This window comes from Singulisphaera chitinilytica (genome assembly GCF_049331405.1).
In the GTDB taxonomy this organism is placed as follows: Bacteria; Planctomycetota; Planctomycetia; order Isosphaerales; family Isosphaeraceae; genus PoT.
In genome coordinates this window covers 3153987-3165927 of record NZ_CP186274.1, presented here as the reverse complement: position 1 = coordinate 3165927, position 11941 = coordinate 3153987, and the positions used below count along the sequence as shown (strand labels likewise).

Annotated in this window: 8 protein-coding genes; 4 read left to right on the top strand and 4 right to left on the bottom strand. The window is 65.8% G+C overall.

The window, feature by feature from the left end; genetic code table 11:
• Positions 1 to 105 precede the first annotated feature (105 nt).
• From ACOYYX_RS12930 to ACOYYX_RS12915, 4 genes are all read left to right on the top strand, one after another.
• Positions 106 to 1392 carry an efflux RND transporter periplasmic adaptor subunit gene (locus tag ACOYYX_RS12930; protein WP_422931622.1) on the top strand — a complete coding sequence of 429 codons (1287 nt, stop codon included), beginning with the start codon at positions 106 to 108 and terminating at the stop codon, positions 1390 to 1392.
• A gap of 36 nt (positions 1393 to 1428) precedes the next feature.
• Positions 1429 to 4623, top strand: a complete 3195-nt coding sequence (locus ACOYYX_RS12925) for an efflux RND transporter permease subunit (protein ID WP_422930316.1) — start codon at positions 1429 to 1431, stop codon at positions 4621 to 4623.
• 173 nt (positions 4624 to 4796) lie between these two features.
• Positions 4797 to 5483 carry a 7-cyano-7-deazaguanine synthase gene (locus tag ACOYYX_RS12920; RefSeq protein ID WP_422930315.1) on the top strand — a complete coding sequence of 229 codons (687 nt, stop codon included), beginning with the start codon at positions 4797 to 4799 and terminating at the stop codon, positions 5481 to 5483.
• 63 nt (positions 5484 to 5546) lie between these two features.
• Positions 5547 to 5948, top strand: coding sequence for a 6-pyruvoyl trahydropterin synthase family protein (locus ACOYYX_RS12915; RefSeq protein WP_422930314.1), 402 nt, complete (start codon positions 5547 to 5549; stop codon positions 5946 to 5948).
• A 111-nt stretch (positions 5949 to 6059) separates the two neighbouring features.
• Here the strand turns inward: ACOYYX_RS12915 and ACOYYX_RS12910 are convergent, their stop codons facing one another.
• The 4 genes from ACOYYX_RS12910 to ACOYYX_RS12895 form a co-directional block, all read right to left on the bottom strand.
• The gene (locus ACOYYX_RS12910) at positions 6060 to 6851 is read right to left on the bottom strand and encodes a DUF4190 domain-containing protein (RefSeq protein ID WP_422930313.1); all 792 of its coding nucleotides are present in this window, start codon (positions 6849 to 6851) and stop codon (positions 6060 to 6062) included.
• A 142-nt stretch (positions 6852 to 6993) separates the two neighbouring features.
• Entirely contained in the window at positions 6994 to 7467 is a 474-nt protein-coding gene (locus ACOYYX_RS12905; protein WP_422930312.1) for a hypothetical protein, read from the bottom strand.
• Positions 7468 to 7878: 411 nt separating this feature from the next.
• Entirely contained in the window at positions 7879 to 8907 is a 1029-nt protein-coding gene (locus ACOYYX_RS12900; RefSeq protein WP_422930311.1) for an SMP-30/gluconolactonase/LRE family protein, read from the bottom strand.
• A gap of 133 nt (positions 8908 to 9040) precedes the next feature.
• Complete coding sequence (locus ACOYYX_RS12895; RefSeq protein ID WP_422930310.1) at positions 9041 to 11851, bottom strand: tetratricopeptide repeat protein; 2811 nt, start codon at positions 11849 to 11851, stop codon at positions 9041 to 9043.
• Between the last annotated feature and the right edge of the window lie 90 nt (positions 11852 to 11941).

Here is an 11941-nt window from a genome sequence, read left to right as displayed (position 1 = left end):
CCCCCTTCGGGAGGCGGGCGCACAGTTGCGCGCGCCCTCGCCGGCACGAGAATTTCGGTTCGAGCACCGCAACGGTTGCTGACCGTGCTGGGATCTTGCGTGTCGATGATCGCGATCCAGCTCGCGGGCTGCGGCAAGGAGAATGAGTACGTCGCCCCTCCCGCTCCGGAGGTGACGGTCGTCAACCCGGTCCAGAAGGCCGTCACGAACTACCTGGAATACACCGGGACGACCCAGGCGGTCGAGCGAGTCGACCTGCGGGCACGCGTGAAGGGATTCTTGAAGGAGAAGCTGTTCCAGGACGGCAGCGATGTCAAGGCCGGCCAGCTCCTGATGGTCATCGACGAGGAGCCGTTCCAGGTCCAGCTTGAGCAGGCGAAGGCCCGCGAGGCCGAGGCGGAAGCCTCGCTCAAGCGGTCCGAGGAATCGAAGGCGAAGCGCGTGGCCGAGGCCCAGCTCGACCTCGACACGGCGCAGCTCGTCCTCTCGAGGCTCGATGAAGGCCGCAACCGGACCCTCCTCTCCCGCAACGCCGGCTCGCGCGAGGACCTCGAGAAATCCGAGGCGACCCGCAAGAAGAACGAGGCCCAGGTCGAGGCCGACCGCGCCAATCTCGAGCAGGCCGTGGCCGACTACGAGATCAACATCTTAGCGGCCCGGTCGAGCCTGCGTGCGGCCAAGGCGGCGGTGAGGAACGCCGAGATCGACCTCGGTTACTGCCGGATCGCCTCGCCGATCGACGGGCGGATCAATCGCCGGGAGTTCGACGTGGGCAACTTCGTCGGGGACGGCCAGGCGACGGTCCTCGCGACCATCGTCAAGACGAACCCGATTTATACCTACATTAACATCAGCGAAGACGATCTCCTCAAGATCCAGGCCAAGATCGCCCAGGGAAAGTTGAACCCGAAGAAAAGCGAGGGGTCGATCCCGATGGAGATGGGGCTGGGCAATGACCTCGGCTACCCGAACACGGGGCACCTCGACTACGCCGACCCGAGCGTGGACACCAGCACGGGGACCGTCAGGCTCCGCGGCGTCTTCGACAACCCGAAGAACGTGATCACGCCGGGCCTCTTTGTCCGCGTGCGGGTCCCGTATGACGTCTCCGACAACGCCCTGCTGGTGCCCGACCGGGCGCTCGGGGCCGACCAGGCGGGCTCGTTCCTCCTGGTTGTCGGCAAGAAGAACGTCATCGAGCGGAGGAACGTGACCCCCGGGACGGAGGTCGAGGGCATGCGGGTCGTGACCGGCAAGGTCACCAAGGAGGACCTCGTCGTGGTCGACGGCCTCCAGCGTGCCAGGCCTGGCCTGGAAGTGAAGCCGGCAAAGGAAGGGGCGAACGCCGCCGCGGTGGCCTCGTCCGCTAAGGTCCCCGAAGGGCAGCCCTGAGCCCCTTCCCCCCCTCGAGAGGATTCGAGCCGCCTCATGTTTTCGCGATTCTTCATCGAACGGCCGATCTTCGCCAACGTGATCGCGATCGTCACGATGCTGATCGGCGGCGTGACCTTGATCGGCCTCCCGATCGAGCAGTACCCGCAGATCACGCCCCCCACGGTTCAGGTCTCGACGAGCTACCCGGGTGCCAACTCGCAGGTGCTCTCCGACACCGTCGCCTCCCCGATCGAGCAGGAGGTCAACGGCGTGGAGGGCATGCTCTACATGTCCTCCACCTGCGCCAGCGACGGGTCGTACACCCTGACGGTCACGTTCGAGGTCGGCACCGACCTGGATAAGGCCCAGATCCTGGTGCAGAACCGGGTCGCCATCGCGCAGCCGAGGCTCCCCCAGGAGGTCCAGCGCCAGGGGATCCAGAGCAAGAAGCAGTCGACCAACATCATCCTCGCCGTCGCCCTCCTCTCGCCGGACAAGCGGTATGACGACCTCTTCCTGAGCAACTACGCCACGCTCCGGGTGAAGGATGTCTTGAGCCGGATCTACGGCGTCGGTGACATCGCCATCTTCGGCGCCAGCAAGTACGGGATGCGGATCTGGATCGATCCCGACAAGCTCAAGGCCCGCAGCATCACCACGCAGGACGTCCTTGCCTCCATCATGGAGCAGAACGTCCAGGTGGCCGCCGGCCAGGTCGGCCAGGCCCCCTCCCCCGAAGGGCAGAACTTCCAGTACAACGTCACGACGATGGGCCGGCTCACCGACCCCGAGCAGTTCGGCAACATCATCATCAAGACGGTCGAGGACGAGCCCGCACGCATGCGGATGACGCGCCTCAAGGACGTCGCCCGCGTCGAGCTTGGTGCTCAGGTCTACGACCAGTGGTGCGAAGTCAGCGGCAAACCCGCGGCGGGCGTCGCCGTCTTCCAGCTTCCCGGGGCCAACGCCCTCGACGTGGCCCGCAAGGTCAAGCAGGCCATGGAGGAGATGAAACCCTCATTCCCCGAGGGCATGGAATACAACATCCCGTTCAACCCGACGATCTTCGTCGAGGAGTCGATCAACGAGGTCTACAAGACCTTGATCGAGGCGGGCGTGCTCGTCCTGATCGTGATCCTGCTCTTCCTCCAGGACTGGCGGGCCGTCCTGATCCCGGCGACGACCGTGCCGGTGACCATCATCGGTGCCTTCGCCGCGCTCGGTGCGCTCGGCTTCTCGGTGAACATGCTCACGATGTTCGGCCTCGTGCTCGCGATCGGCATCGTGGTCGACGACGCCATCGTGATCGTCGAGAACGCGTCGCACCACATCGACCGCGGGAAGCTCGACCCCAAGAGCGCCACGATCAAGGCGATGGGTGAGGTCATCGGGCCGGTCATCGGCATCACGCTCGTGCTCATGGCCGTGTTCTTGCCGACCGGGTTCCTCGGCGGCATCACGGGCCGGCTTTATCGCCAGTTCGCCCTCACCATCGCCGCCACGGCCATCATCAGCGCCATCAACGCCGTGACGCTGAAGCCGGCCCAGTGCGCCGTCTATCTCCGTCCGACCCCCGAACGCAAGAACGCCTTCTATCGGGCCTTCAACGCGGTCTACGACCGCTGCGAGGCCTTCTACACCGCGATCATCCGCCGGCTCGTACGGCACACGTTCGTGATGATGATGCTGTTCGTCGTGCTCGCGGGCGTGACGGGCTACTGGTTCACGCTCCTGCCGACCGGCTTCCTGCCCCAGGAGGACCAGGGGTACGCGATCGTGGGCGTTCAGCTCCCCGACGCGGCCTCGACCATGCGGACGAGGCCCGTTCTCGACAAGGTCGGCGAGATCCTCAAGAAGACCCCGGGCGTCCGCGGCTACTTCATGATCGGCGGCCAGTCGCTGCTGGATCAGGCGGTCGCGTCGAACGCGGCGACCTTCTACCTCGACTTCGAGCCGTTCGAGAAGCGTACGGGCAAGCCCGAGCTGAGCCAGATGGCGATCCTCGGGCACATCATGGGCGAGTTCGGCAAGATCAAGGAGGCGATGGTCTTCGCCTTCCCGCCCCCGGCGATCATGGGCCTCGGCGTGGCCGGCGGCTTCCAGCTCCAGCTCGAGGACCGCGGCGGCGTGGGCCTGACCCAACTCCAGCAGGTCGTCGACGAGATGGTCCAGGACGGCAATGCCCAGTCCAACCTCCGAGGGCTCCAGACCACCTTCCGCTCGGGCGTGCCGACCCTCTATGTCGACGTCGACCGCGTGAAGGCCAAGAGCCTGGGAATCACGCTCGACGCCATCTTCGGCACCTTGCAGGCGGCGCTCGGCTCGGCCTACGTCAACGACTTCAACAAGTTCGGCCGGACCTTCCAGGTCCGCGTCCAGGCCGACCAGAAGTTCCGGCTCCGGCCCGAGGACATCCGCCGCCTGGAAGTCCGCAACGTCCAGGGGGAGATGGTGCCGCTCGGCACGATCGTGAAGGTCGAGAAGACCCTCGGGCCGCAGATCATCCCGCGGTACAACCTCTATCCGTCGGCCTCGATCAGCGGCCAAGCGGCGCCGGGGTTCAGCTCGGGCCAGGCGTTGAACATCATGGAGGGGATGGCGAACAGCAAGCTCCCCGGCGGGATGGGGTTCGAATGGACCGGGATGTCGTTCCAGGAGAAGCGCGTCGGGTCGCAGGCGATCTTCGTCTTCGGGCTCGCGGTGTTGATGGTCTACCTCGTGCTCGCCGCCCAGTATGAAAGCTGGACGATGCCGGCCGCGGTTATCCTCGTGGTGCCCCTCGCGCTCCTCGGGACGGTCATCGCCGTCGCGGTGCGGGGGATGGATAACAACATCTACACGCAAATCGGGATCGTGCTCATCATCGCCCTCGCGAGCAAGAACGCCATCTTGATCGTCGAGTTTGCTCGCGAGCTGCGGGCGAAGGGGCAAAGCATCCTCGACGCGGCGGTCGGGGCCTCGCGGCTCCGGTTCCGGCCGATCTTGATGACCTCGTTCGCGTTCATCCTGGGTATCTACCCGCTGGTGAACGCCGAGGGGCCGGGTGCGGCGAGCCGGCGGGCCCTCGGGACGGCGGTCTTCGGCGGCATGATCGCGGCGACTGTGCTCGCCGTCTTCTTCGTGCCGGTCTTCTACGTCGTCATGCAGCGCCTGGCCGAGTGGCGGAAGAAGCCTTCCGCGGCCACGCCGCCGAGCGTCGGGCCGCACAGCCACTCCCACGCGGAGTTGGCACAAGCCCCGGCCCATTGAGCCCTTGGGTCGACACGAGGGGGCGGGGTGTCGTCTCTTGGGCGTACTCCGCCGGCCTTGCTGTCTCCCATCGGCGGCCCTAGAATGCTCCTGTCTTCCTTCGATGCCGGGGTGCGTTCCAGCGTGGGTTCGGACCGGGCGCACCGACCATCTGCCCTTGCGCTAGCTGGAACATGAGCGACGACTTGAAGTCTAGGGGCGTGGCCGTCCTGGTGAGCGGCGGCGCCGATAGCGCGATCCTCTGCGTCGACCTCCTCCGCGACTTCGATCGGGTCTTCCCGCTCTACGTCCGGTTCGGCTTGCGCTGGGAGGCGGAGGAGCTGGCATCGCTCCGACGCTTCCTCAAAGGGGTCAACTGCCCGGCGATCGCGGAACTGACGGTCCTGGACGAACCGATCGCCGGCGTCTACGGCTCCCACTGGAGCCTCACCGGGGATGACGTGCCCGACGCCGTTTCGAATGACGAGTCGGTCTACCTCCCCGGGCGGAACCTGCTGCTGACCGCCAAGGCGGCCGTCTGGTGCCGCTTGCGGAGGGTGGAATTCCTCGCCCTCGGCTGCCTCAGCTCGAACCCGTTCCCCGACAGCACGCAGGATTTCTTCAGCCTGCTCGAAGCGACCGTCCATCAGGCGGTCGGCGGCAAATTGAAGATCCTCCGCCCCTTCGAGTCGCTATCCAAGCCCGAGATCCTGCGTCGGGGTGCCAGGCTCCCGCTGGGCGATACGTTTTCCTGCCTCGCCCCCGTCGACGGGCAGCATTGCGGCGTCTGCAACAAGTGTGCGGAGCGCCAGCGAGGGTTCCGCGAGGCCGGCGTGAGCGACCTCACCACCTACGCGTCCGTCCTCAGCCCCCTCTCCTGAGCCGCTCGCCCCACCCGCTCGCAGGCATTGATTCCGATCGGATCCGATCAGAGAGCAACGACCATGTACCGCGTCACCCGCGAGATCGCCTTCTGCTACGGCCATCGCCTCCTCAACTACGACGGCAAGTGCCAGCACCTGCACGGTCACAACGGCAAGGCCGTGATCGTGCTGGCGGCGCCGGAGCTTGATCACCTCGGCATGCTCGTCGACTTCGTCGAGATCAAGCGCAAGGTGCAGCTCTGGATCGACGAGAACCTCGACCACAACATGCTGCTCTGCAAGGACGACCCGATCCTGCCGGTCCTCCAGCAGCACGGCGAGCGAGTCTTCATCATGGACGTGAACCCGACCGCCGAGAACATCGCTCGCTTGATCTACGACCATGCCAAGGAAGCCGGCCTGCCGATCCAGGAAGTGACGCTCTGGGAAACCGAGAAGTGCCACGCCTCCTACGCGTCGTAAATTTGAATCGAGTCCATTCGAAATGACGACTCCCGCCGGCCTCTCGTTTGAGGGGTCGGCGGGAGTCGAATCGGTATCGCGATTGCAGAGGGTCGCTCCTCCACCCAGAGATCAGTGGGCGTGGCCGTGGCCGTCATCCACGGCCTTGGCTTGCGGGACGTACGACGCGGGCTGATACGGGAACTTGGTTTCCTCGACCCACCATCCGGGCTTGCCCGAGCTAGGGGACGACTTCAGGATCAGGAGGGCGTACTGCTCCACTTTTGCCTTGGGCGAGTGGACCTCGACCAGGGCTGCCGCGAATCGGTCGAGCCCATCCACGCCGTGCGTCTCCAGCCGCTCGAAGTGGATATCCGTCGCGGGGTCATCCTCGATGACCTTCTTCAGGCTGAGCAGCCCCGTATAGTGCATCTCGAAGGCCTGCGGCTCCTTGGCCTGGGCCTTCATGTCCTTGTACAGCTCAACCGGGGTCTTGCCTTCGCGCATCCTCGGGGCGACCGAGTTGAAGACGGCCTCCTCGACCGATCCCTTCTTGAGCACTTCGGCATATTCGCGGGCGAACTTGGAGGCATCGTACGAACGAACGACCCCCTGCACCAAGGAGATCGTGACGGCCGCCAGGCCGAAGATCATCCCCATGGCCGTGCCGATCTGGGCGAGTCGGAGCCCGGTCCAGATTTCCGGGTCACGCCGGATCCTCCGCTCGGCGTAAACGCCGAACAGGACGGCGGCCACCGAGAAGATCAGGAAGAACCAGTTGGTGAAGCTCAGCAGTCCGAGGAGCCCGAGCAGGACGCTCAGGACGGCCTGGGGGCTGACGGCCCGATACGCCGGGATTTCGTTCTCGATGACCGAGTTGTACTGCGTCTCGGGGGAGGGAGTCAGGTTCTGCTCGACAGCCACAGGTGAAGCTCCTCGGATCGGGGCGGAAGATGGATGCGATCCGATCGGGGTCAGCCGGATGAATGCGGGGCGCACGACGCGGCCGGGAGAACCAGGCCGCGAGCTTCGAAGGTAATCGTTAGGCGAGTCGAGCGTCAAGCATTCACCGCAAGGCAAGCCCGGTGATCCTGGCCGGTACGAGGGTCGTGATCGCCATCGCGACCCAGAAGATCCCGAGGAGCCAGCCCGTGACGTTGGTCCAGGCCCAGTGCCGGGCCCCCAGCTTGCAGCGCCAGCCGGCGACGAGCACAGCCAGCATCGTGAGCCCCATCGTCTCGTAGCCGAGGGGTGTCGCCCACGGCTGCGACTGCCAGAGGCCCCGCGCGGCCGCGGCCCCGTCGAAGATCCAGATGAGCAGCCCGCCGGTCATCCAGAGGAGGTCTCCCAGGCCGCGCTCGGAGGAGTCAACCCGGGCGAGGACCAGGGGGCCGACCATCGCCAGGCAGCCGGCGACGGTGTATGTGCTGGCGAGGAGTTGGTGGGGGGGCCAGCTCAACCGGCCCTTGGAAACGAGGGTGGCCAGTCCGATGCCGAACGCGGCCGCGAGCAGCAGCGCGTTGGCCAGCGGATTCGACACGGGGCTCGAGCTCGCCGCGGCGGCGGAGGGGCGTGACCCTGTTCGTTTTGCGGGCATCTCAGGAGTTTCCCAACGTCGGTTCGGTCGAGAGGTGTGAGGAAACGCCCTCGCGCGTCGCAAGTCATCGCGCACGGCGAAAGGCTCGTCTCTCAGGATCGAACGAGCGGGAAGGATTCCATGACCAAAACGACGGAAAGAATGCGAACCCCGTACCAATCCGATCAATTCGAGCGGTCGTGATGCCGGGGGACCGATGAGGAATCCCTCTCTCGAAGCACATCGGCCCGACGCGACCGCCTGTCACTTCTACGCGAATTGATACGTGCGGATCCTGCTGCGAGGTGAGTTGAAGAGGGAGATGGCCTCCCAGACCCCACCAAGTGCAGGATCCGGGAGGCGAGTGGCGATCGCTCAGAAGCCGGCGCCCTTGGTGGTGAGGCGGATCCGGCCGATGTACATGTCGGCGGTGATATAGAGGGTCGAGCCGTCCTCGCCCCAGCCGCAATTGGCCGTGGCCTCGCCGGTGTCGATGGTCCCGAGGTGAGTCCCATCCGGGGCGAAGATGAGGATCCCGCCGGGGCCGGAGGCGAAGAGGTTGCCCGCCTTGTCGACCTTCAGGCCGTCAGGGAGTCCCTTCTTCGTCTTCACCAGGCTGGTCACGTCGGCGAACTGACGCCCCTTGCCGAGCGTGCCGTCTTCCTTGACGTCAAAGGCCATCCAGATCGCCTTGCTCGGATCCGAGCTGGCGACATAGAGGGTCTTCTCGTCGGGGGAGAAGGCGACCCCGTTCGGGAAGGCGACCACGTCGGTCAGCAGCGTGACCTTGCCATCCTTGGCGATCCGGTAGACGCCGTTGAACGGGATTTCCTTGTTGCGATCCTTGTTGCCTTCGAGGAGACCGTACGGGGGATCCGTGAAGTAGATCGCGCCGCTGGAATGGATCACGGCGTCGTTGGGGCTGTTGAAACGCTTCCCGTCGTAGCGATCGGCCAGGGTGGTGAACTTGCCATCTGCCTCGAGCCGGGCGACCCGGCGATCGCCATGCTGGCAGAGGATCAGGTGTCCCTGGGGATCGATCACGAGGCCGTTCGACCCGGGCTCGCCCCCCCTGGCCACGGTCCCCGTGTAGCCGCTCGGCTTGAGGAAAGTCTTGACCCCCTGCCCTTCCTTCCACTGGAAGACGATGTTCTCGGGCACGTCGGAGAAGAGCAGGAAGCCCCCGCGCCGATCCCAGACCGGCCCCTCGGACCAGTTATAGCCCTCGGCCAGCTTCTCGAGGACCGCGTCGGCGGGGATCAGGGCGTCGATCCGCTTATCCTTGCGTTCGATGGTGCCGAACGTGGGGTAAGACTTCTTCTCCTCGGCGACGCCGAGGTTCCATCCGAACGCCACCATGAGCCCGGCCAAAATGGGCACGCAACGAAGCCTGATCGGTTTCATGAGGACTCCACCCTGCGGTTAATTTCGTTGTCGGTATGCGAAGCTCGCACAGACCCGCAACGAAATTAGCCGGGGGGAGTCGCCTCGGCAACCGCCTGGCGTCGCCCGGTTCGTTCGGCCGGAGGGTCTTCCCTCAAGGCTGTTGGAACCGCCTCGTATCGCTCAGGATCAATCGTGCCGCGTTACGCGACGTGTCGTCGGGGGCGAGCTTCTCGGCCAGCGTCGCCTCGCGGAAGGCGGCCTGGGCGTGCCCGGCCTCCTGCTCCAGGACGGCCAAGCCATAGCGCAACTCGAACTGGTTCGGATCCGACTCGATCGCCTCGTGGAAGGAGCGGCGGGCCTGGTCGAGGTCGTCCTGGACGAGGTAGCTCATCGCGACCCTCGTGCTGCGGGTGGCGGGCTTCGCCGGCGGGAGGCCCCCCTGCCAGATCTGGCGCGCCTTCTCGGGCTCGCCCAGGTGGAGCCGGAGGGTCGCGATGCGGTCGCTGATCTCCCAGGTCCTCGAGGCCACCGGATAGGCCCGCTCCATGAGGTCGGCGGCCGATCCGGCCCGGCCCGCCGAGAGCAGGCGCGTGACGATCTGGTCGAGCTCGCCGAGGTTGCTCCAGTCGGTGGCCGGCATCGTGCCGAGTTTCCTGGCCAGTTGCGCGACGTGCTCGCGGCTGCTCTCCTGCGTCATCAACTGCTGCTGGTTGATCGGATGGAGCTGGATCAGTTCCTCGGCGACGGGGAGTGCCGCCTCGTCCATCCCGCGCTGCTCGTAGGCACGACCGAGGAGGAGTAGCGAGAGGAAATCCCCCTGCGCGATCTCATTGGCACGCTTGAGGGCAAAGGTTGCCCGCGCCGTCGTCAGGTCGAAGACCGGGTCGAACGGATATCGGTAGCGTGGGATCACCTGATCCGCCTCGGAGAGGACGTCTCGCATCGAGTCCATCTGCCCGGTCAGCTTCCAGCCTTCGAGGCTGTTCGGCAGCGAGGCGCGAATCCGCCTCGTGTAGTCGAGGCCGATCAGGATCATCGACCGGGCGAGGTCCTTCCGCTTGAGCGAGTAGAACCCCTGGGCATAACTCCACATGGCCTTGGCCGAGGCGATCAGGGCGGCGGAGCCCTTCGGGACCTGCGACGGCTCGGGTCGGAAATGCAGGGCGTTGAAGTCGACGGTGTGCGTCTGGACGGCCCCGGTGTACGACTCGTGCACGAACACGGCGGCGATCGAGTCGAACCAGACGCAGCGCCAGTGGGGGTTCGCCATCAGGCTCGCCCCGGCCATAAAGTTATCGACATGCCCCACGAGGACGGCCGGCCTGCCTAGCTCGTCGAGCTCGCGAGGCCAGGAGGAGGCATTGCCGGCGATCCTCTGCTTGAGGTCGAGGTAGCGCTCATAGAGTTCGGGACCGATGACCTCGAGCCGGGCGTCGGCGAAGGTCTTGCGCTCGGGGCCGTTGTGGTACTCGTAGAGCGCCGAGTATCCGTCGTGGAAGCTCAGGAAGCGTTCGGGCATCCCGATCTTGCCGCAGAACTTGACGGCCTCGTGGGGGAACCAGAGCGGCTCCTCGCCCAGGCCGATGATGCGCCCTTCGCCGGTCCAGGCGTAGAACTTCCCGCTCCCGATCAAGACGATCATCAGGGCGATCGTCAGGAAGGTCGCCGCGCGGGGGATCGCCTTCAGGCTCCGTCCCTCGGGCGCCTGCTTGAGACGTCGGGCGTTGATCGCGCCGGCCCACTCGGCGAAGTTCCAGGCGGTGATCGCTCCCACGACGGCGGCGAACTGGTGGCTATTCCTCGTCGCCCGCCAGCTCAGGGCGGAGAAGGCCGCGAAGAGTAAGAGGCGGAAGAGGCTCAGCCGCCAGCCGGTCGAGGGGGCTTCGACGCTCCCTTTCTTCTTCCTTTTGGCCTTGGCCGACTTGCCGTCCTTCTTGGACTCGGAGCCCTTCGACTTGCCCCCCTTCGGCTCCGGCTCGGCCAAGGAGGAGTCGGGCTGCATGCGCCGGAGGACCGTCCAGACCATGGGGATCACGAAGCTCAGGGCCCCGAGCACCATCGTCGCGACGTGGATCTGGAGCGGGAGGTTCGACCAGCCGCCGTTGCGTCGGATGAAGACGGGGATCGGCGTCAGCTCGGCGATCGTCTCGGAGAAGATCGGGTTCCCCATCGTGCCGGCCAGCTCCAGCGGATAGAGGGCCCCGCGGATCCCATAGGGGTTGATGAAGCAGACCAGGCCCGTCAGGACCGTCGAGACCCCGACGATCTTCCACCAGCGCTTGCGAGACTCGGCGAAGGCCTGCCTCCGGAAGACGGCATCAACGAGCGCGAACCCGAGCAAGATCGGGCCGAGCACGAAGAGCCCTTGCGTGTTCACCCACGCGAGCTGGACGACCGGGAGCAGGAAGGCCAGCCAGGGGATGCGGTCCCAGGCGGTGAGGATCCCCAGGAAGGCCGCGAGATAGAACAGCGTCAACGTCTCGGGCCGAATGTACATCCGGCCGCTCAGGACGAGCAACGCGGGGAGCCAGGCGAGGAGCATGCACCAGACGGGCCACTCGCGTCGCTTGCAGATGATGAGAAACAAGAGCGAGGCACACGTGATGATACATTTGGCGATATTGAGGGCGATGACGCCCCCGTGCTCATAGCCCCAACTGATGAGGACCTGGAAGATCCAGTGGAGATCGATCCAGGGATGGTCGGGGACGGTGAACGTGTAGAGGTCGTGCGTCGGGACGCTGCCGGTCGACCGGATCAGGTCGCCGGTGCGGAGGTGCCACCAGAAGTCGGTGTCCTTGAGGGGGAAGACCCCCAGCAGGAAGGCGAGCACCAGGAAGAGGGCGATGAGGCAGCCGTCCACGAAGTACCCCGTCCAGAAGGATCGGTCGACGCCCGACCCATCCGTGGCGCTCGCCTTGGGCGAGCGGGGCTTGCGAGCGGGGGTGATCTCCATTGACATCGTCGGGCTCTCGTGGGCGGTTTCGTGGGGGGCCAGCGGGACCGGAGACGGCCCCGGGCTGCCATCGGCCTTTGCGAAGGTAGGGACGAG